The sequence below is a fragment of the Demequina gelatinilytica genome, assembly GCF_000971115.1.
Lineage (GTDB): Bacteria > Actinomycetota > Actinomycetes > Actinomycetales > Demequinaceae > Demequina > Demequina gelatinilytica.
In genome coordinates this window covers 55,657-74,753 of sequence record NZ_BBLV01000013.1, presented here as the reverse complement: position 1 = coordinate 74,753, position 19,097 = coordinate 55,657, and the positions used below count along the sequence as shown (strand labels likewise).

At 72.1% G+C, this 19,097-nt stretch carries 18 protein-coding genes; 8 read left to right on the top strand and 10 right to left on the bottom strand.

Going from position 1 to position 19,097, the window contains the following annotated elements:
- The 4 genes from AOM00_RS11565 to mraZ form a co-directional block, all read right to left on the bottom strand.
- Nucleotides 1-1,791: a peptidoglycan D,D-transpeptidase FtsI family protein gene (locus AOM00_RS11565; protein ID WP_062517927.1), complete on the bottom strand. Its 1,791-nt coding sequence runs from the start codon at nucleotides 1,789-1,791 to the stop codon at nucleotides 1-3.
- Nucleotides 1,792-1,796: 5 nt separating this feature from the next.
- The gene (gene ftsL, locus AOM00_RS11560) at nucleotides 1,797-2,189 is read right to left on the bottom strand and encodes a cell division protein FtsL (protein ID WP_062517926.1); all 393 of its coding nucleotides are present in this window, start codon (nucleotides 2,187-2,189) and stop codon (nucleotides 1,797-1,799) included.
- Nucleotides 2,186-3,181, bottom strand: coding sequence for a 16S rRNA (cytosine(1402)-N(4))-methyltransferase RsmH (rsmH, locus tag AOM00_RS11555; protein WP_062517925.1), 996 nt, complete (start codon nucleotides 3,179-3,181; stop codon nucleotides 2,186-2,188). The genes ftsL and rsmH overlap by 4 nt, the downstream gene beginning before the upstream one ends.
- A gap of 112 nt (nucleotides 3,182-3,293) precedes the next feature.
- Nucleotides 3,294-3,722 carry a division/cell wall cluster transcriptional repressor MraZ gene (gene mraZ, locus AOM00_RS11550; RefSeq protein ID WP_062301556.1) on the bottom strand — a complete coding sequence of 143 codons (429 nt, stop codon included), beginning with the start codon at nucleotides 3,720-3,722 and terminating at the stop codon, nucleotides 3,294-3,296.
- A gap of 243 nt (nucleotides 3,723-3,965) precedes the next feature.
- On the opposite strand from mraZ, the gene AOM00_RS11545 reads away from it, so the two are divergent.
- From AOM00_RS11545 to AOM00_RS11535, 3 genes are all read left to right on the top strand, one after another.
- Nucleotides 3,966-4,961 carry an AAA family ATPase gene (locus AOM00_RS11545; RefSeq protein ID WP_062517924.1) on the top strand — a complete coding sequence of 332 codons (996 nt, stop codon included), beginning with the start codon at nucleotides 3,966-3,968 and terminating at the stop codon, nucleotides 4,959-4,961.
- Between the two features lie 92 nt (nucleotides 4,962-5,053).
- Entirely contained in the window at nucleotides 5,054-6,214 is a 1,161-nt protein-coding gene (locus AOM00_RS11540) for a DUF58 domain-containing protein (protein ID WP_062517923.1), read from the top strand.
- Nucleotides 6,211-8,370: a transglutaminase TgpA family protein gene (locus AOM00_RS11535; protein ID WP_062517922.1), complete on the top strand. Its 2,160-nt coding sequence runs from the start codon at nucleotides 6,211-6,213 to the stop codon at nucleotides 8,368-8,370. Before AOM00_RS11540 ends, AOM00_RS11535 begins: the two co-directional genes overlap by 4 nt.
- A gap of 169 nt (nucleotides 8,371-8,539) precedes the next feature.
- Here AOM00_RS11535 and AOM00_RS11530 read toward each other — a convergent pair whose 3' ends face one another.
- Nucleotides 8,540-8,905, bottom strand: a complete 366-nt coding sequence (locus AOM00_RS11530; protein ID WP_062517921.1) for an SCO2097 family morphological protein — start codon at nucleotides 8,903-8,905, stop codon at nucleotides 8,540-8,542.
- A gap of 82 nt (nucleotides 8,906-8,987) precedes the next feature.
- On the opposite strand from AOM00_RS11530, the gene AOM00_RS11525 reads away from it, so the two are divergent.
- Nucleotides 8,988-9,767 carry a spermidine synthase gene (locus tag AOM00_RS11525; RefSeq protein WP_062517920.1) on the top strand — a complete coding sequence of 260 codons (780 nt, stop codon included), beginning with the start codon at nucleotides 8,988-8,990 and terminating at the stop codon, nucleotides 9,765-9,767.
- A 70-nt stretch (nucleotides 9,768-9,837) separates the two neighbouring features.
- Here AOM00_RS11525 and AOM00_RS11520 read toward each other — a convergent pair whose 3' ends face one another.
- Both AOM00_RS11520 and AOM00_RS11515 read right to left on the bottom strand, forming a co-directional pair.
- On the bottom strand, nucleotides 9,838-10,041 hold the full coding sequence (locus AOM00_RS11520) for a cold-shock protein (RefSeq protein WP_062301379.1): 204 nt from the start codon (nucleotides 10,039-10,041) through the stop codon (nucleotides 9,838-9,840).
- Between the two features lie 142 nt (nucleotides 10,042-10,183).
- A complete protein-coding gene (locus AOM00_RS11515) occupies nucleotides 10,184-11,107 on the bottom strand; it encodes a PAC2 family protein (protein WP_228373485.1) in 924 nt (307 codons plus the stop codon).
- A gap of 155 nt (nucleotides 11,108-11,262) precedes the next feature.
- On the opposite strand from AOM00_RS11515, the gene AOM00_RS11510 reads away from it, so the two are divergent.
- Entirely contained in the window at nucleotides 11,263-13,443 is a 2,181-nt protein-coding gene (locus AOM00_RS11510) for a HelD family protein (protein ID WP_062517918.1), read from the top strand.
- Nucleotides 13,444-13,450: 7 nt separating this feature from the next.
- Here the strand turns inward: AOM00_RS11510 and AOM00_RS11505 are convergent, their stop codons facing one another.
- Nucleotides 13,451-14,260, bottom strand: coding sequence for a hypothetical protein (locus AOM00_RS11505; RefSeq protein WP_062517917.1), 810 nt, complete (start codon nucleotides 14,258-14,260; stop codon nucleotides 13,451-13,453).
- A gap of 94 nt (nucleotides 14,261-14,354) precedes the next feature.
- On the opposite strand from AOM00_RS11505, the gene serA reads away from it, so the two are divergent.
- Nucleotides 14,355-15,560, top strand: coding sequence for a phosphoglycerate dehydrogenase (gene serA / locus AOM00_RS11500; RefSeq protein ID WP_228373491.1), 1,206 nt, complete (start codon nucleotides 14,355-14,357; stop codon nucleotides 15,558-15,560).
- Nucleotides 15,557-17,311 carry a DEAD/DEAH box helicase gene (locus AOM00_RS11495; RefSeq protein ID WP_369345432.1) on the top strand — a complete coding sequence of 585 codons (1,755 nt, stop codon included), beginning with the start codon at nucleotides 15,557-15,559 and terminating at the stop codon, nucleotides 17,309-17,311. The genes serA and AOM00_RS11495 overlap by 4 nt, the downstream gene beginning before the upstream one ends.
- On the opposite strand, the gene nrdR is transcribed toward AOM00_RS11495, so the two are convergent.
- Nucleotides 17,274-17,759, bottom strand: a complete 486-nt coding sequence (nrdR, locus tag AOM00_RS11490; RefSeq protein WP_062517914.1) for a transcriptional regulator NrdR — start codon at nucleotides 17,757-17,759, stop codon at nucleotides 17,274-17,276. The genes AOM00_RS11495 and nrdR overlap by 38 nt on opposite strands.
- Before the next feature lie 68 nt (nucleotides 17,760-17,827).
- Nucleotides 17,828-18,142 (bottom strand): LysM peptidoglycan-binding domain-containing protein, encoded by a 315-nt coding sequence (locus AOM00_RS11485; RefSeq protein WP_062517913.1) that lies wholly within the window; start codon nucleotides 18,140-18,142, stop codon nucleotides 17,828-17,830.
- Nucleotides 18,143-18,319: 177 nt separating this feature from the next.
- Between AOM00_RS11485 and lexA the strand changes: the two genes are divergently transcribed.
- Nucleotides 18,320-19,063 carry a transcriptional repressor LexA gene (lexA, locus tag AOM00_RS11480; RefSeq protein ID WP_082096978.1) on the top strand — a complete coding sequence of 248 codons (744 nt, stop codon included), beginning with the start codon at nucleotides 18,320-18,322 and terminating at the stop codon, nucleotides 19,061-19,063.
- The last annotated feature ends 34 nt before the right edge of the window (nucleotides 19,064-19,097 follow it).

Genomic DNA, 19,097 nt, shown 5'->3' with positions numbered 1-19,097 from the left:
TCACTTCCAGGTGGTCGGGTACAGCGTGGGCTTCGACGTCGACGGCGGCACGCGCAAGGTCTGCAGCGCGAAGGTCGCCACGTCCTTGAACACGGGTGCCGCCGTGGTCCCGCCCCAGATCTCGGTCTTCGGATCCCGCAGGATGACGGACACGACGATACGCGGGTCGTCGGCCGGCGCGATGCCGATGAACGACGCGACGTAGGAGCTGAGCTTGCCGTCCGGACCCGTCGCCTGCGCGGTTCCCGTCTTGCCTGCGACGCGATAGCCGTCGATCTTCGCGAGCACACCGGTGCCGCCGGCCTCGGTCACATCCTCGAGCATCGTCATGAGCTGGGCCGCCGTGGACTCGGAGATCACCCGCTCGTCCTCCGCGGTCTCCGCGGGGACGATGGTGCCGTCGGGGTCGCGGAACCCCTTGATCACGGTGGGCTGCTTCTTCACGCCGCCATTCGCGATGATCGAGTAGACCTGCGTGGCCTGCAGCGCCGTGACGGAGACGCCCTGGCCGAACGTCACCGCCCACGTGGTGCGGCCGTCCCAGTCCTCGTAGTCGTGGAGGATGCCGGGCGACTCCGCGAGCAGGCCCACGCCCGTGGTCTGCCCGAAGCCGAACTTGTCCAGGTACTCCCAGCGCTGCTTCGCGGTGAGGAGCTCGCCCACCTGGACCGTGCCGGTGTTGGAGGAGATCGCGAGGATGCCCGCCAGCGTGAGCTTCTGCGTCCCGAGGTCGTGCGAGTCGCGGAAGGTCTGGTCGTTGGCGGTCGTGTACTTGTACGGCGCGGTGAAGCGCGAGAGCGGCGTCGCGACCCCCTCCTCGAGCGCGGCCGCCATGGTGATGACCTTCGCGGTGGATCCGGGCTCGAACACGGTCGACACGGAGCGCGCACCGCGGTCCTCAACGTCCGAGGCCGCGGCGTCGTTGGGGTCGACGCTGTCGGAGTCGACCAGCGCGAGGATCTCGCCCGTGGTGACGTCCTGGACCACGACCATCGCCTCGCTCGCGCCCGTGGTGGTCATCGCCTCCTGGGCGCGCTGCTGCGCGTACCACTGGATGTCGCGGTCGATGGTGAGCACCACGTCCTCGCCCGGGACCGCCGCGGTCTCCTCCTGGACGCCGGTGGGGATCATGAACGCGCCGGTGTTGTCCTTCTCGTACGTGCGCGAACCCGGCGTGCCCTCGAGCTCGTCCTCGTACGCCGCCTCGACGCCCGTGAGGCCCACGCTGTCGTTGCCCTCCGCCGCGCCTCCCATGAAGCCCACCACGTTGCCGGCGAGCGCGCCGTTCGGGTAGATCCGCTTCTCGACCCTCTCGGGCTCGATCCCGAGGATGTTCTCCGCGGAGATGAGCTCCCAGGTCTCGGTCGAGATGTCCTTCTTCAGGTACACGAACGTGCTGTCGCCCACCATCTTCGCGCCGAGCTCATCCGGGTCCATGTCGAGGATCGGTGCGAGGATCTCGGCCGCTCCGGCCGGTCCCTCGGCGACCACCTGACCGTCCTCTACCCGCTTGAACTCGAGGATCTTCTGCTGGTTCACGCCCACGTTGTAGCGCTCGACCGACGTGGCGAGCACCACGCCGTCGCGGTCGACGATGTCGGCGCGGGGCGTGGTGATCGGCACGGTGACCAGCCGCTGCTCGAGCGCGCTCGCGGCGATCGACTTGGCGTTGACCGCCTGCACCATGACCAGGCGTCCGGCGAACACCACGAGCACCGCGAGCAGCGCGAGCGCCACCAGGCGCTGGCGGAGCCGCGGATCCGCGAGACGCGGAGCGCGGGAGGAGGGCATAGCGTCTACTTCTTCCCAGTCTCGAGCACGATGCCATCCGATAGTGACATGAAGCCCAGCGCGCTCGCGGGAGCCATGCCGAGGCGCTCGGCGCGGTCCGCGAGCCCCTCGGGCGAGGCGTTGGCGTCGAGGGTCTCGAGCAGCGCCGCCTCCTGGACGTGAAGGTCGCGGATCTGGAGCTTGAGGTCGCGGCGCTCGTATGCGCCCTCGGCCATGGTCGTGTTGATGAGCAGCACCGCCGCGAGCGCGGCGACCACCGTGAGGCCGCAGATCCACGCGAACGGCGCGAGCGAGCGCGACCGCTCGGGCGCCGCGACCGGGCGCAGATGACGACCGGGCGAGCCCTGCGGCCGAGGAGCGGGCGCGGTGCGCAGCTGACGCAAGGGTGCGGCGCTCATGCGTTCCTCCTGAGGCGCTCGGGCGGGGTGGGACGGGTGCGCTCGACGGCGCGCAGGCGGACAGGCTTGGCCCTCGGGTTGGACTCCGCCTCCTCGGCCGAGGCCTTCTCCGCGCCACGGGTGAGCAGGCGCAGGTACGGCTGGTCCGCCTCGGGGATCACCGGCAGCCCGGGCGGGGCCTGGGACTCGGCGCCCGCTGCGAACGCGCGCTTGACGATGCGGTCCTCGAGCGAGTGGTAGGACTCGACCACCACACGCCCTCCGACGCCGACGCCCTCGATCGCGGCGGGGATGGCGCGCTCGAGCACCTCGAGCTCGCGGTTGACCGCGATCCGCAGCGCCTGGAAGGTCCGCTTCGCAGGGTTGCCTCCGCCAGGCGACCGGGTGGCCGCGGGGATGCACGCGCGCACCAGGTCGACAAGGTCCGCGGACCGGGTGATCGGCGCGGTCTCGCGGCGCCTCACGATGGATCGGGCGATCTTGGACGCGAACCGCTCCTCGCCGTACTCGCGCAGGATCCGGGCGAGCTCGCGCTCGTCGGCGTCGCGCAGGAGGTCCGAGGCGGAGACCGGGTCCTCGGGGTTCATGCGCATGTCGAGCGGCGCGTCCTGCGCATAGGAGAAGCCGCGCTCCGCATCGTCGATCTGAAGCGAGCTCACGCCGAGGTCCAGGAGGATACCGTCGGCGCGGGAGGCACCCGCGACCGCGAGCGCGCCGGCGATGTCGTCGTACTCGGCGTGATGGGCGCGGAAGCGGTCCCCGAAGCGCGCGAGCCTCGCCGACGCGAGCGCGATCGCCTGCGGGTCCCGGTCGATGCCGACCACGCGTGCCTGCGGGCACGCCTCGAGGATCGCCTCGGTGTGGCCTCCCATGCCGAGCGTGCCGTCGATCGCGACGGCGCCGGGGTGGTCGAGGGCCGGGGCGAGGAGCTCGACGCAGCGGTCGCGCATCACCGGCGTGTGCCGCGACGCGGCCTCGTGCTGCTCGCTCATCGCCCCTCCCTTCCTCACCACCTGGCTCATGCCTTGTGGTCTCCCTCCGAGCTCCTCTGGCGGGGGGAAGTCCGCCAGAGCGATCCGGGAGGAGGCCACAGGGCACGTGCTCCTACATGTCGTCGAAGATCTCGGCCGCCGTCTCCGCATACGCGTCCTCGCCGGCCTCGAGGTACTGCTCCCACTTCTCCGCGTCCCACACCTCGACCCGCGAGCCCATGCCCACCACGGCGACCTCGCGCTCGATCCCCGCGTAGCGGCGAAGCGGCTGGGACAGCAGGATCCGGCCCTGCTTGTCCGGGATGTCGTCGCTCGCGTGCCCGAGGAAGCTGCGCAGGTAGTCACGTGCCTGCTTGTTCTCGAGCGGCGCGCGGCGCAGCCGTTCGTGGATGAGCGCGAACTCGTCCAGAGGGAAGAGGAACACGCAGCGGTCGAGACCGCGGGTTGCGACCAGCCCCGACGCGAGCCGGCCACGGAACTTCGCGGGAAGGATCAGCCGCCCCTTGTCGTCGAGGCGCGGCGTGAAGGTGCCGAGGAACACGCCCGTGGGTCCGAGGCCCAAAGTCGCGGTGTCCGACATGCGCCCCTCCCCTCCGGCGGCTCCCCGTCTCTCCCGTGCGCCCCACTTTACTCCACTTCCCTCCACAAAGGGCGAGCAACTGGCTGATTTTCTTTCGTGTTGCTGAAAAAGCCCAGGTAAAATGCGAGGAGAGCGGTGGAGGGATTTGCTCACACCTCGACCCCGTCTGCTCAACTAGGCTCAGCACAAGGGAGAGGGGAACCCATGACGACGACCGTCCCGACCGCCGACCAGCTGGCCGAGGTCTCGCGCCTCGCGCAACGGGTGCGTGAGCAGCTCGACACGGTGCTGTCCGGCCTGGACGAAGCCGTGGACGCGACGCTCGCGACCGTGCTGGCGGAGGGCCACCTGCTGCTCGAGGACGTGCCGGGCGTGGGCAAGACCACGCTCGCGCGTGCCCTGGGACGCGCGCTCGACGCGACGGTGGGACGCATCCAGTTCACGCCGGACCTGCTCCCGTCCGACGTGACCGGCGTCAGCGTGTTCCGCGGGGACGAGCACCGCTTCGAGTTCCGGGCGGGCCCGGTCTTCGCGAACATCGTCGTCGCGGACGAGATCAACCGCGCCTCGCCCAAGACCCAGGCCGCGCTGCTCGAGTCGATGCAGGAGCGCTCGGTCACCGTCGATGGCGAGACGCGCGCCCTGCCCGCGCCGTTCCTGGTGGTCGCGACCCAGAACCCCATCGACATGGAGGGCACATACCCCCTCCCCGAGGCGCAGCGCGACCGCTTCATGACGCGCATCGCCGTCGGCTACCCGACCAGCCGCGACGAGGTCGCCATGCTCGACGCGCACGACGGGCACGATCCGCTCAACGATGTCCGCGCCGTCGCCTCGGCGGCCGACCTCACGCGAGCGATCGGCATCGTGCGCGGCATCTACGCCGCTCCTGCCGTCAAGCAGTACCTGGTCGACGTGGTCCGCGCGACGCGCGAGACCGCGGACCTGCGGCTCGGCGCCTCCCCGCGCTCGTCCCTTCAGCTGCTGGCGGCCGCGAAGGCGCGCGCCGCGATGGCAGGTCGCGACCATGTCCTGCCCGACGACGTGAAGTCGCTCGCGGTCCCGGTGCTCGCGCACCGCGTCATCCCGTCCGCCCAGGCACGGGCGGCGGGCCGTACCGCCGAGGTCGTGATCCAGGACGTCCTCGCACGTGTCGCGGTCCCGGCCGCCCGCGCCCCCGAGCCGCTCGCGCGAGGATGAGGAGGCTTCGTCCCGCGTCGCGCCGTACCGACGGCGCGGAGACGGCGATCCTGTCCCGGGGCGTCGGCCTCGCAGCCGCAGGAGGCGCCCTCATGATCGTCGGCGTCGGGTTCGCGTCCGCTCCCCTGGTGCTGGTCGCGGTGACCGTCCTCGCCGCGGTGCTGATCGGCGCGGCCACCATCGCCGCCCAGATCCTCGCGACGCGGACGCGCGTGTCGCGCGTGTCGCGCGAGATCACGCCGGCGACCTTGAGCGCCGGGACCCCGGGCGAGGTGGTCGTGCGCGTCGACGTCCAGGGCCGGATCGCTCAGCGCCTGCGGCTCCGCGAGCAGGCCGCCGCGGAGCTCACCGGGGGCGGTGCGACGCGCGCCGCGATCTCCCGACGGCGCGGCGGCATCGAGCTGCGCTACCGCCTCGACCCGGTGCGGCGGGGCCGGTGGCTGCTGGGCCCGGCGCTCGCACGCGCGACCGACCCGTTCGGGCTCGCGTGGACCGATCGCGCCGTGGGCGGACCCCACGAGGTGGCCGTCTGGCCGGCGGTCGTCGACCTGGCCGCGAGCGCGGGCGAGCTCATGGGTGCGGCGGACCGCGCGCACATCGGCGCGCGCACGCCCGCCGCGGACGACGTCTCGCTGCGCGACTACCGCGACGGGGACGACCTCCGTCGGGTCCATTGGGCCTCGTCGGCACGCCGCGGGACCCTCCTGGTCCGCTCCGAGGAGCAGCAGGGTCGCACGTCGGCGAGCGTCCTGCTGGGCCTCGCACCCTCCCCACGAGCGCTCGAGTGGTCGATCACCGCGGCGGCGTCCGTGGCGTTGTCGGTGGTCGAGGCCGGTCACCCCGTGCGCCTCATCGCGGGAGCCCAGGCGACGAGCGTCCAGGACACCCACGGTCGCGCGGCCGAGTCCGCGCGCGCCACGCTGCTCGACGCGACGCTGGACCTCGCCCCGAGCGACAGCGCGGCCGATGCGGATCTCGCCCTCGCTGCGGGCGCGCGCATGCTCGGCGCCGACCGCAGCGACGTCATCGTCGCGATCGTCGAACCGCTCGGCCCCGCCGCGCTGCGTGCGCTCGCCCCCCTGGGCGACGGCGGCCGCGCGTGGGCGCTGGTCCGGTGCCCGACCGCGGCACGCGGCCGCGCCGACCGCACCGTCGAGGCGCTGCGCGGCGCGGGCTGGACCGCGATCGCGTCCGAGGAGCCCGAGGCGCTCACCGAGGCGTGGACCCGGCTCCTCACGGAGGAGGTGCTGTGAGCGCGGCACGCTGGCGGCTCGCCGCGACCCCGCTGGTCGCCGTGGCCGCGGGGCTCGGCGTCACGGGCCTCTCCGGGCTCGTGATCTTCGGCTCCTGGCTCGTGCCCCTCGCCGCGATCATGATCGCGACCGCCACCGTCATCGTGCTCACCCGGCTCGCCACGGCACGGCCCTTCATCCCCACTCTCGTGGGCGGGATCGCCGCCGCCTGGCTCGTCATGATCACGTACGTGCCTGCCGACGACGGCGGGATCCGGTGGCTGCCGGGCCCCGGCACCCCTGCCGCGGTCGCCGCGATCGCCCGCGACGCGGTGGCCTACGCCGAGGCGACCGTGGCTCCCGCGACCGTGACCCCGGAGCTCGCGGGCGCGATCGCCGCAGGCGCCCTCGCCCTCATGCTCACCGTGGACGCCGTCGCCGTCGGCGCCGGGCTCGCCGCGACCTCGGGGTTCCTCCTGCTGATCCCGTGGCTGCCTGCCCTCACGCTCGAGCGCAAGGTGCCCACGCTCGCGCTCGCCGGCACCATCGCCGCGTGGCTCGCCGTCGTCGCGCTGTCGAGGCGCAGCGAGCGCGGCGCGTGGCGGGCACGCGCGCGCGAGGGTGCAGCGCCCGCGCCCGCCGGCATCGCGGCGCTCGCGATCACGCTCACGCTCGTGGTCGGGCTCGGAGCCGCTCCGCTCGCGATCGGCGGACCCGGTTGGGGCCAGATGCCGCGCATCGCGCTGCCTGCCTCGCTGGGCGGATCCTCGAGGCTCGACCTGGAGATCGACCTGCGCGACTCTCTCACCACGCGCTCCTCCGAGCCGGTGCTCGCCTACACCGCGTCCGACGGACGGCTCGACGTGCTGCGCGCCTACTCCTTCGGGACGTTCGACGGCACCCATTGGGACCGCGACCCCGAGGGCGACACCGTCGCGGCCAACGGGGTCTTGTGGCCCGAGGACCTCGCCGCAGCGTCGCTCAGCGATCCGGGCACCGTGCAGATCTCGATCGGCAACCTGAGCGAGACCCGCGTCCCGGTGCCGTCCGCGCCGCGCTCGCTGGCCGCGGGCGTCGAGTGGCGCTACGACGCGTCGACCGACGAGGTGCTCGTGGACCGCGCCGAGGGCACCCGCGGGCTGTCGTACACGGTCCGCCTCGCGACCGGCTACACCACGGAGGAGCAGCTTCGGGCCGCCGACGCCCTCATCGACGCCGGTGGGGACGATGCGGTGCCCGCGCGCTACCTCGAGCTCAACGAGCGCATGGACATCGACGCGATCCGCACCCTCGCCGAGGCGCAGACCGACGGCGCCGCGGACCGGTTCGAGATGGCGCTGAGGCTCCAGGAGTACCTCCGTGGACCCCGGTTCGTCTACGACACGGAGGTCGCCCCGAACGGTGACGACGCGGTGTCGACGTTCCTGGAGGACCGCCGCGGGTACTGCGTCCAGTTCGCCACCACGATGGTGGTGATGGCCAGGACGCTCGGCATCCCGGCCCGCATGGCAGTCGGCTTCCTGGGCGGCGTCCAGGACGGCGAGCGCTACGTGGTGCGCGGTCGCGACGCGCATGCATGGCCCGAGCTCTACTTCCCCGGCCATGGGTGGGTCCGCTTCGAGCCGACACCCGCGGTGCAGACCGGCGCGCGGCCCGTCTACGCGACGCCCGAGGTCTCGGCTCCGCAGAACCCGCTGGTGGACGAGCCCAACCCGAGGTCCACGGTGCTCCCGCCGCAGCAGGCGCCGACCAGCGATCCCGCTCCCGCACCCGTCGTGGCGGCCGGCGAGAGCGGCTGGTCGCCGTGGCTGCTCGCCCTGGTCCCCGTGCTGCTCCTGTCCGCCGCGGGCGCCGCATGGGCTCTCCGGCGCAGCCGGCGTGGCTCGGTCCAGGATCCCGAGAGCGCATGGGCGTCGTTGCGTCGAGGGCTCGGCACCCGCGCAGGGGACGAGACCCTCACACCTGCAGAGGCGGAGCAGTGGATCGTGAGCGAGGGGCCCGAGCTCGGCGACGAGGCGCGCACCGCGCTGGTGTCGCTCCGGACCGCGGTCGAGGACCATCGCTACGCGCCGCGTGGCACCGATGCGACCGTGGAGGAGATGAGCGCCTGGGTCGCCACGGTCGTCGACGCCGCCAAGGAGTCGGACCGCGCGAGCCGCGCGCGCGTCACCGCCTAGCGGGAGGCGGCGGGCCGCAGGTCTGCGCGTCCGCGCGCCCCCACCCTGCGTCGTCCTGAGAGGACGTGACCACGGCCTCGAACCCGGCCACACGCGGAAAAGACGTGACCACGGCCCCGGCCGTGGTCACGTCGGCGCAACACGTTCACAAGGAACGGATCGACAGAGACTAGAGGTCGCCCTGCTCGCGTCGGCGCTCGAAGCGCTCCTCCATCCGCGTCATGAAGCCCTTGTCCGCCTTGCGGCGGCCGGACGCGCGGCCCGAGCTCTGCGGGGCGACGGTCGGGCGCGGCGCGATGAGCGCCCAGATCGCTGCCGCGAGCATCACCACGAAGCCCGCGATCCCTACGATCACCAGCTGCGTGACGGCACCGGTCACGACGATGCCGAGCCCGGCGACCACGCCGAGCCCCGCCCACACGTAGCGTCCCCGCGGGCGCGAAGCGCGCGCCATGGCCGAGCCGAGCTTGGGATCCGATCCAAGATCCCTCTCAAGCTGCTCGAGCACGCGCTGCTCGTATTCCGACAGCGGCATCGCGCCCTCCTTCCCCTGCACCGTGGATCAAGTCTATCGGTCACGGGTCCCGCGTACCAGACGAGCGTCTAGGGTGAGCCCCATGGCTCGTCAGCGCACCGACCGCATCGCACCGGAGGTGCCCCGAGGAGTCGAGTTCCCCATCGCCACCGGCGTCGCGGAGCTGCGCGACGAGCCCGATGGGACAACGTTCCTCTGGGTCAACGGAGTTCCCAGCTCGCCGCTCGAGGCGGACCCCGAGCATCTCGCCTTCGAGTACATGCGCCACCTCTCCGCGGCGGTGACAGCGTGGTCGCGACCCGACCGGATGCTCGCCCTCCATGTCGGGGCGGCGGCCTGCGCGTTCCCTCGCCACCTCGCGCATCGTCTCCCGGACTCCGGGCACATCGCCGTCGATGTCGACTCGACGCTGCCCGAGCTGGTCCGCCAGTGGTGGGACCTTCCCCGCGCGCCCCGCCTGCGGATCCGCGCGCAGGACGGCCTCGAGGCCGTGGCGTCGCGCCGCGACGCGAGCCTCGACCTGGTGGTGCGCGACGCGTTCGCCGGCGACGAGACGCCGGCAGCCCTCGCCTCGCCCGAGTGGTGGGCGCATGCGGCACGCACGCTGAGGCCCGGAGGGCTGGTGCTCGCCAACGTGGGCACCAGGCCCGGGGCCCGCGGCGCGGCCGACGATGTCGCGGCGGCACGCGCGGCGCTGGGCGATGTGCTCGCGATCGGCGAGCACGCGGTCCTCAAGGGGCGGCGGCGCGGCAACGTGGTGGTCGCCGGCCCCGCGGACGACCGGCTCGACGCGGACGCGCTGCGCCGCTACGCGGCATCGGCACCGCTTCCCACCGGCGTCCGGAGCGACTGGGCGGGCTGACCGCCGCCAGGCACGACGAAGGCCGCCACCCTGGCGGGCGACGGCCTTCGTCGATCGGATCCCGGTCGGATCAGAGCGGGCGAACCTGCTCCGCCTGCGGGCCCTTCGGACCGTTGGTGACCTCGAACTCGACGCGCTGCGCCTCCTCGAGGGTGCGGTAGCCGTCGGTCTCGATCGCCGAGTAGTGGACGAACACGTCCGCGCCGCCGCCGTCCTGCGCGATGAAGCCGTAGCCCTTCTCCGCGTTGAACCACTTCACAGAGCCCTGTGCCATGCCTGTCTTTCCTAACCTTCATGCCCGGGTGACGGGAAGGCGTGACACCGTGCCGCGCCTTGTCGCCGCAATGCCGCGTCCCCACCCCTAAGACAGGTTCTTGCACACTACGTTCTTGCAACCGGGGCCAGTGTGGCAGAAATCAGGGCGTTGTGGGGGGATCCCTTCGCTCCTGTTGCAGGAACTTCTCGAACTCTGCCGCGATCTCGTCCGCGGAGGGCAGACCACCCTCCAGCGGGAGCCCCTGACCACGGGCCTCGTGGAACGCGTCGTACTGGTTCTCCAGGGCCTCTACCAGCGACTGGACCTCCTCGCTCTCCGCGAGCTGGCGGTCGATCTCCTCGCTCGCGCGGCCCGCCGCATCGTCCAGCGCGCCGGGGTCGAGGTCGAGCCCGGAGAGGTCCTCGAGGCCCTCGAGCGCGCGCTGCGCGGCCTGCGGGTAGGAGGACTGTGCGAGGTAGTGCGGCACGTGGACCGCGACGTTCACCGCGGGGATCCCCCACTGGCCGAAGCGGTACTCGAGCAGGTTCTGCGCCGACGCCGGCACCGTGACCGTCCCGAACATCGTGGGTGTGTCGGGCAGCAGGTCGGGATCGGTGCCGTGGATGGTCGCCGTGAGGTCGCGCGTGTGCGGCACCGCCATGGGGATGCCATGGGAGCCGAGCGTGAGCCCCACGCCGAGCCGCTCGACGATCCCGCGCACCGCGGCGATGTACCGCTCCCACTGGATGTCGGGCTCGAAGCCGTGGAGCAGCAGGAACGGGGTGCCCTCGCGGTCGCGCACCAGGTCGAGCGCGAGATGGGGTTCGTCGTACGCCGTCCACTGGTTGACGGAGAACGTCATCTCCGGGCGCCGTGAGCGGTAGTCGAGCAGCTGGTCGATGTCGAACGTGGCGACCCGCACCGGCTCGCCGATCTCCAGGATGTGGTCCGCGACGAGCGCGCCCGCACGGCCCGCGTCGATGAATCCGCGCAGGGAATGGAGGAGCGCGGCGCCGTGCTCCGGCGCGGCCTCGGCCCACGCCTCGACGCCGTCGGGGTCCCACGTCAGCAGAGATCGTTCCATGATCATCCATCCTTCCACCCGGGGCGCCGGGCGTCGCCGGTTCTCGCCCTCCGCGAAAACATCCGGCGCCAGGGTGCTTCCGACCACGCCGCAGACGCGCGATAATGAGGGACTGCCCTGCCGACGTCAACACAGGGCGTGCGGAGGGTATGCCGATGGCGAACGAGCGTGGACTGACGGCGGAGCGGAGCGGCCTTGCTCCCGAGCAGGAGGTCGTCGACGGCCTCTACTCACGGCTCGACGCGTTGCGCGACGAGGCGACCGGCAGGCTCGCCGCGATCCGCAAGGAGGGCCCGTCGGGCTCACCGCAGAACCGCTCGGAGCGCGACGCCTTCGCAACGCTGTACGAGGACCGCATCGCGCAGCTCGACGCCGTCGAGGACCGCCTGTGCTTCGGCCGCCTCGACCTGCGCGACGGCGACCGCTTCTACGTCGGCCGCATCGGCCTGTCGGACTCCGAGCACGTCCCGCTCCTCACGGACTGGCGTGCGCCGGCGGCGCGCGCCTTCTACTCCGCGACCGCGGCGAACCCAGGCGAGGTGGTCAACCGTCGTCACCTCACCACGCAGGGACGTCGCGTCACGGCCGTCGAGGACGACGTCCTGGACGTCGATGCGCTGCGCGAGATGGGCGCCGATGAGGCCCTCGCCGGCGAGGGCGCGCTCCTCGCGGCGCTCGGTGCACGGCGCACCGGTCGGATGGGCGACATCGTCGCGACCATCCAGGCCGAGCAGGATGCGGTGATCCGCGCGCCCATGGCCGGCGCGCTCGTGGTCCAGGGCGGACCTGGCTCCGGCAAGACCGCCGTCGCGCTTCACCGCGCCGCCTTCCTTCTCTATCACCACCGCGAGCAGCTCGAGTCGCGCGGCGTGCTGCTCATCGGACCGTCGAGGACGTTCCTCCGGTACATCGACCACGTGCTGCCGTCGCTCGGCGAGACCGGCGCCGTGTCCACCACGCTCGCCGGGCTCGTGCCAGGCGTGACGGCCACCGCGGTCGAGCCCGACGCCTCCGCGGAGATCAAGGGCCGCACCCTCATGGCCGACGTGATCAAGGCTGCGGTCCGCGAGCGCCAGCGCGTGCCGCGCGCCGACCGCGAGATCCGTATCGACGGCCGGACCGTGACCATCCGCCGCGGCGACGTCAAGGACGCGCAGGCGCGTGCCCGCCGCGACGGGCGCCCCCACAACGAGGCCCGCGCCGTGTTCGCGAAGGACATGATCGGGCGGCTCACACGCCAGCTGGTCGAGCAGCTCGAGGTGTACTCGGACGAGGACCGGTTCGAGCTCGAGCGCGACGTGCGCGACGACCGCAACGTGCGCATCGCGATCAACCTGTGCTGGCTCCCCCTCGCTCCCGAGCAGCTGCTGCGCGACCTGTTCTCCAAGCCGCACCTCCTCGACAACGCCGCGCGCATGCTCTCCCAGGACGAGCGCGACCTCCTGCTGCGCCCCGCCTCCGCTCCGTTCACGGAGGCGGACGTGCCGCTGCTCGACGAGGCCGCCGAGCTGCTGGGCGACCTTCCCGGTGGGAGGGCGCGTCGCTCCGACGAGCCGTCCGCGGAGGAGATCCAGTATGCCAAGGACGTGCTCGACACGTTCGGCGACGGAGGCATGGTGACCGCCGAGGACCTCGCGTCCCGCATGAAGGGCGGTACCGCCCGTCTGTCCGTCGCCGAGCGCGCACGCGGCGATCGCACCTGGACCTATGGCCACGTGGTCGTGGACGAGGCTCAGGAGCTGAGCGCGATGGCATGGCGGATGCTGGTCCGGCGCTGCCCCACGCGCTCCTTCACGATCGTGGGCGACGTCGCGCAGACCACGTCCGTCGCGGGCACCCGGTGGTGGCCCGAGACCATGGACCCGCTGTTCCAGACCGGCTGGGAGCTGCGTGAGCTCACCATCTCCTACCGCATCCCCGCCGCGGTCGCGGACGCCGCGCAGGCGTACGCCAAGGCGGCCCGCCTTCCCGTGAGCGAGCTGCGCGCGGCGAGGGAGCTCGACGACTCGACCGCCGCCACGCGCGCGGACGATGCCGTCGCGGAGGCGGCGCGGATCGCCCGCGTGCACGCGAGTGCCTTCGCGGAGGGCGAGGGCGGCCTGGTCGCCGTGATCGCTCCCCCGCGTATGCACGGCGCGCTCCGGGGCGCCCTCCCCGCAACCGTCGACGTGTACACGGCACGCGAGTCCAAGGGGCTCGAGTTCGATGTGGCCGTGGTCGTGGAGCCTGCGGAGATCGCGGAGCGCCCCGGCGACCTCTACGTCGCGCTCACGCGTCCGACGCGTCGGCTCGAGGTGGTCCACCGCGCGCCGCTGCCGCACGGCCTGGCGGTGTAGCGGGCGTTCAGCGCGGCTCGCACTCCCCCGCACCGGCGAGCGCGAGCCCGGCCAGGTCGCCCGGGCCCCAGTCGAGGAGCCGCAGGTTCGACTCGTGCATGAGCTCATGCGTGTCTCCCACGTGCGCGAGCCCCACCACGTGCCCGAGCTCATGCGCGACGACCGCCTGTGCGAGCGCCTGGCCGTCGGCGCCGTCGAGGATGCGCGCGACGTCCTCGCCGTCGATGATCACCACGCCCGAACGCAGGTACTGCGCGTCGCCGTAGGCCCCCGGCACCGCGCTCGAGCCTCCGAGCCCGGTGACGGTGCCCGCGAGGTCCGGGTTCTGGGCCTCGGTCTGGAAGCCGATCACGATCGGGGCGAACCTGTCGCCGTACCGCTCCTGCACGAGCGCGCGGTCGAAGTCGGCCACCTCGTCGGTGAAGCCCTCGTACGCGAACGCGAGCCCGGTCGCCTCCGACACCGATGCGACCGCCGCCTGGACGGTCGGGACGAACCCTTCGGGCATGCCGTCCTGCGCGATCACGTACTCGAGCGGCCGGCACGGGTCGTACCTCACCGGGCCGCCATCGGGGCCGCCGTCACGGAACAGCAGGTCGTAGGAGCCGACGGTGTCGACCTCGACCTCCGGAAGCACGCGCTGATCCGATCCCTGCGCGACCGGGATCCGGACGGTCTGGCCGTCGATCTCGATGGCGTTGCGCGGCGTGCCCCAGTGGCGCAGGTCCGACCAGGTGACGCCCTTCCACCACGCACCGGCGGCGAAGAGCGCGGCGCCCACGATCACGACCACCGCGAACCTGCCCGCCTGCCTCATGACGCCACTCTCCCACGGCGCGGACGGGGCAAGTCGCGCATCGGCATCATCCGAGGCACTGCCCGAGTTGGAGAAGGGACGGAAGTGCGAGACGATAGCGCCCGTGCGCGCACTCCTTCTAGAGAACCTTTCCGTCAAGGCCACCGAGATCCTCGAGGCCGCAGGCATCGCCGTGGAGAACCACGCCGGGGCCATGGACGAGGACGAGCTCATCGCCGCCCTCCAGGGCGTCCAGCTGCTCGGCATCCGCTCGAAGACCCAGCTCACCGAGCGCGTCATCGAGGCGTGTCCGGACCTCATCGCGGTGGGGGCGTTCTCGATCGGCACCAACCAGATCGATCTCGCGGCGGCGGCGCGCCACGGCATCGCGGCGTTCAACGCGCCGTTCTCCAACACGCGCTCGGTGGTCGAGATGGCGGTGTCCGAGATGATCTCGCTCACCCGCCGCCTGCCGGACCACAACCGCAGCCTGCATGAGGGCGTGTGGTCCAAGTCCGCCGCCGGCGCGCACGAGATCCGCAGCCGCACGCTCGGCATCGTCGGCTACGGCAACATCGGCTCGCAGCTGTCCGTGATCGCCGAGGCCCTCGGCATGAACGTGATCTTCTACGACAGCGCCGAGAAGCTCGCGCTGGGCAACGCGACACGCATGCCCACCCTCGAGGCGCTGCTCGCCGAGGCGGACATCGTCACGCTCCACGTCGACGGGCGCAGCGGCAACAAGGGCTTCTTCGGCCCCGAGCAGTTCGCCGCCATGAAGGACGGCGCGATCTTCCTCAACCTCTCGCGCGGCTTCATCGTCGACATCGAGGCCCTCAAGGCGGGCCTCGAGTCGGGCGCGATCGGCGGCTGCGCCGTCGACGTGTTCCCCGAGGAGCCCAAGAAGACCGGCGACCCCTTCGAGTCGCCGCTCCAGAACATGCCCAACGTCATCCTCACCCCGCACATCGGCGGGTCCACCGAGGAGGCGCAGCGCGACATCGGCATCTTCGTCGCGACACGCCTGCGCGACTACGTGTTCCACGCGTCCACGTCGCTCAGCGTGAACCTTCCCAACCTCTCGCTCGACCAGGTCCAGGGCTCGCACCGCGTCGCCCACCTGCACGAGAACATCCCCGGCGTCCTCGCCGCCGTCAACCAGGTCTTCGCGGCCCACAACGTCAACATCGACGCCCAGCTCCTCGGTACCCGTGGTGAGCTCGGCTACGTGGTGACGGACGTCGCGTCCGGCCTCGACGAGGACGCCGTCCGGGCACTGTCGAGCATGCCCGGTACCGTACGACTGCGAGTTCTCTCATAAACACCACCGATACCCCCGACGCCGTCTCCTTCGCCGAGCTCGGTCTTCCCGACGCACTCGTCGAGGCGCTCGAGCGTCACGGCATCGTCACCGCCTTCCCCATCCAGGCCGCCACCATCGCCGACGCGATGGCCGGCCGGGACGTGCTGGGCAAGGCCCGCACGGGATCGGGCAAGACGCTCGGCTTCGGGCTGCCCGCCATCGTCCGCCTCGCGGCGGGGCCCCGACCCGCGAAGCGCCGTCCGCGCGCCATCGTGCTCGTGCCCACGCGCGAGCTCGGCATGCAGGTCTCCGACGCGCTCGAGCCCTACGCGCATGCCATGCACGTGTCGCTCAAGCTGGTCGCCGGCGGTCTGTCGATGTCCAAGCAGGTCCAGGCCCTCGAGCGCGGCGTCCACCTGGTGGTCGCGACTCCGGGCCGCATGGCCGACCTGGTGCGCAACGGCCATGCCGACCTCTCGGAGCTCGAGCTCATCGTCATGGACGAGGCCGACCACATGGCCGACATGGGCTTCATGGACGAGATCACCGAGATCCTCGCGGGCGTGCCCGAGGGCGGCCAGCGGCTCCTGTTCTCGGCGACGCTCGACGGCGACGTCGACCGCCTGGTGAAGACCTACATGCACGATCCCGTGACGCACGACGTGACGGGCGGCGACGACCAGCCTGCGACGATGCGCCACGTGGTGCTCAACGTCCCCCCGAACGCGAAGTACCAGCTGGCCACCCGCATCGCGGCGCGTGAGGGCCGGACCATCGTGTTCGTGCGCACCAAGCTCGCGACCGAGCGGATCGCCGAGGAGATGCGTGAGGCAGGCGTGCTGGCGCTCGCGATCCACGGCGACCGCTCTCAGGCGGAGCGCAACTTCGCGATCAGCGCGTTCCGCGCCGGCGACGTCCCCGTGCTGGTGGCGACCGACGTCGCGGCGCGCGGCATCCATGTCGACCACGTCGACCTGGTGATGCAGATCGACCCGCCCGCGGATCACAAGGACTACACGCACCGGTCGGGCCGCACCGCGCGCGCCGGCGAGGAGGGCCTGGTCGTCACGCTGGTGCTCCCCCACCAGCGCCGCTCCACCGACCGCATGCTCGAGCGCGCCGGCGTCGACGTCACGTTCCGCAAGGTGCGTGGCGAGGACGACGAGTCGCTCGCGATGCTCGAGGACCTCACCGGCGCGCGCGAGCCGTCGTGGGAGCCCGTCCGCGAGCCCCGCCCGCAGCGCCCCGAGCGCCGCGGACGCTACGAGCGTCCAGGGCGTGGCGACCGTCCGGCCCGCGGCGACCGCGGCCCGCGCCAGGAGCGCCGCTGGGAGGACCGCCCCGCGCGCAAGTGGGACCGTGACGAGCGCCCGCGCCGCGACGAGCGTGACGACCGTCCTCGGCGCGACGATGCGCGCGCCGACGAGATGCTCGCCGCCACGCAGCGCATGGAGGAGCGGCTGGCGCGCATGGAGGCGAGCCTGTCCGAGCGCGAGGCGGCGCTTGCCGCGCGCGAGCGCCAGCTGTCCGAGCGCGAGGCCCAGCGCGACGAGCGTCCGGCCCGGCGCGATGACCGTGGTGCCGGCTCCTACGGGCGGTCGAGCCACGGCAAGGGTGGCTCCTACGACCGCGATCGCGGTGGCGACCGCGGCGGGAAGTCCTACGGACGCTCCGACAAGCCGTACGGCAAGGGTGGCAAGAGCTCCTCGAAGGGCGGCTTCGAGGGTGGTTCTACTCGGAAGCCTCGGAAGCCGAAGGGCGGGCGCTAGCAGCGTCCTCCGCGCGCAGCCGGCCGATCGCGGCCTCGAAGTCATCGAGGGTGTCGAACGCCTGGTAGACGCTCGCGAAGCGCAGATATGCGATCTCGTCGAGCTGGCGCAGCGGCGGCAGGATGGCCAGGCCGATATCGAGAGCGTTGATCTCGGCCTGGCCGTTCGCACGGATGGCCTCCTCGACCTGCTGCGCGAGCAGCGCGAGGTCGTCGTCGCTCACGGGCCTGCCCTGGCACGCCTTCTTGACGCCCGAGACGATCTTGTCGCGGCTGAAGGACTCGGTCACGCCGTTGCGCTTGAGGACCGAGAGGCTCGCCGTCTCGACCGTGGTGAAGCGCTTCCCGCATGCGGGGCACTCGCGGCGCCGACGGATGGAGGAGCCGTCATCGGCGGTGCGGGAGTCGATGACGCGAGAGTCGCCGTTGCGACAGAACGGGCAGTGCATGCGTTCACTCTGCCACGAACGACGCGACGCACCCAATCTCGTGGCAGCGGGGTGCGCCGCAGCCCGCGCTACTGGACGGGCAGGTAGATCTGCTCGCCGGCCGCGAGGTCGGTCGTCGGCATCGCGTTGAGGTGCTGGATCTCGATGATCATGTCGCGCACATCTGCGCCCGACGGGGTCAGCGACGCGGCGATGTCCCACAGGGTCTCTCCCGCGGCCACCGTGTAGGCGTGCACCGCCACCGGCTCGCCGGGCTCATCGGAGGCGAAGGCCTGAGGACCGAGAACCGCAGCGGCCGCCAGCAGCAACGTGACGCCGAGCGTACGGCCTGCACGCGTGCGGCGTGCCCGCGCCTCCACAGTCTGCGGTGCGTAGATGCTCATCTCTGCCTCCTCGGTTCGAACACCTGTTCGATCGAACGCTTGTTCTAGTTGTAGCACTCCGGTCCGACACTGGCAAGACACGGTCGAACATATGTTTGATTCCGACCTCGGATTGCCCTAACGTCGTGGGATAAGAGGACCACCGGGGTCTGACAACGCGGCCGGCAGGAGGCGACGATGAGGCAGGACGGGTCGACAGGGACCGGGTCCGCCGGCGACGAGGACGGCGCAGGCGCGACGGTCCACGAGCTGCGCGACCCCTCGACCGGGCTCTCGGCCCGCCAGCGCGCGGTGGTCGACTTCATCCGCGCGACCGTGCTCGAGCGCGGCTACCCGCCGTCGATGCGCGAGATCGGCGATGCCGTCGGCCTCACCTCGCCGTCCTCCGTCAAGCACCAGCTGTCCGCGCTCGAGGCGAAGGGCGTGCTGCGCCGCGACCCGCATCGTCCCCGTGCCATCGAGGTGGTGCTGCCCGGCGAGGAGCCGGCAGCCCCTGCCGCCCCGCCCGTCCCGCTCGCGCCGGCCGCTTCCGCGGCCCTTCCCGACGACCTCGCGATGGTGCCGCTCGTGGGCCGCATCGCCGCCGGTGGACCGATCCTCGCGGAGCAGGAGGTCGAGGACACCTTCGCGCTCCCGCGGCAGCTCACGGGCGACGGCGAGCTGTTCATGCTCCAGGTGGCCGGCGACTCGATGGTCGACGCCGCGATCTGCGACGGCGACTGGGTGGTGGTCCGCCGCCAGAACAGCTGCGAGAACGGGGACATCGTCGCCGCGCTGCTCGATGACGAGGCGACCGTGAAGACCTTCCGCCGCAAGGACGGCCAGGTCTGGCTCATGCCCCACAACCCTGCGTACACGCCCATCGACGGCACGCATGCGCGCATCATGGGCAAGGTCGTCTCGGTGCTCCGGCGCGTCTGACCCGCCGACCTTGACCGCGGCGCGGACCGCGAGG

Excerpts from the sequence above, each read along its gene's own strand:
- AOM00_RS11565 (WP_062517927.1), bottom strand. The coding sequence starts at position 1,791 with ATGCCCTCCTCCCGCGCTCCGCGTCTCGCGGATCCGCGGCTCCGCCAG.
- ftsL (WP_062517926.1), bottom strand. The coding sequence starts at position 2,189 with ATGAGCGCCGCACCCTTGCGTCAGCTGCGCACCGCGCCCGCTCCTCGG.
- rsmH (WP_062517925.1), bottom strand. The coding sequence starts at position 3,181 with ATGAGCGAGCAGCACGAGGCCGCGTCGCGGCACACGCCGGTGATGCGC.
- AOM00_RS11545 (WP_062517924.1), top strand. The coding sequence starts at position 3,966 with ATGACGACGACCGTCCCGACCGCCGACCAGCTGGCCGAGGTCTCGCGC.
- AOM00_RS11540 (WP_062517923.1), top strand. The coding sequence starts at position 5,054 with ATGATCGTCGGCGTCGGGTTCGCGTCCGCTCCCCTGGTGCTGGTCGCG.
- AOM00_RS11530 (WP_062517921.1), bottom strand. The coding sequence starts at position 8,905 with ATGCCGCTGTCGGAATACGAGCAGCGCGTGCTCGAGCAGCTTGAGAGG.
- AOM00_RS11525 (WP_062517920.1), top strand. The coding sequence starts at position 8,988 with ATGGCTCGTCAGCGCACCGACCGCATCGCACCGGAGGTGCCCCGAGGA.
- AOM00_RS11520 (WP_062301379.1), bottom strand. The coding sequence starts at position 10,041 with ATGGCACAGGGCTCTGTGAAGTGGTTCAACGCGGAGAAGGGCTACGGC.
- AOM00_RS11515 (WP_228373485.1), bottom strand. The coding sequence starts at position 11,107 with ATGGAACGATCTCTGCTGACGTGGGACCCCGACGGCGTCGAGGCGTGG.
- AOM00_RS11510 (WP_062517918.1), top strand. The coding sequence starts at position 11,263 with ATGGCGAACGAGCGTGGACTGACGGCGGAGCGGAGCGGCCTTGCTCCC.
- AOM00_RS11505 (WP_062517917.1), bottom strand. The coding sequence starts at position 14,260 with ATGAGGCAGGCGGGCAGGTTCGCGGTGGTCGTGATCGTGGGCGCCGCG.
- nrdR (WP_062517914.1), bottom strand. The coding sequence starts at position 17,759 with ATGCACTGCCCGTTCTGTCGCAACGGCGACTCTCGCGTCATCGACTCC.
- AOM00_RS11485 (WP_062517913.1), bottom strand. The coding sequence starts at position 18,142 with ATGAGCATCTACGCACCGCAGACTGTGGAGGCGCGGGCACGCCGCACG.
- lexA (WP_082096978.1), top strand. The coding sequence starts at position 18,320 with ATGAGGCAGGACGGGTCGACAGGGACCGGGTCCGCCGGCGACGAGGAC.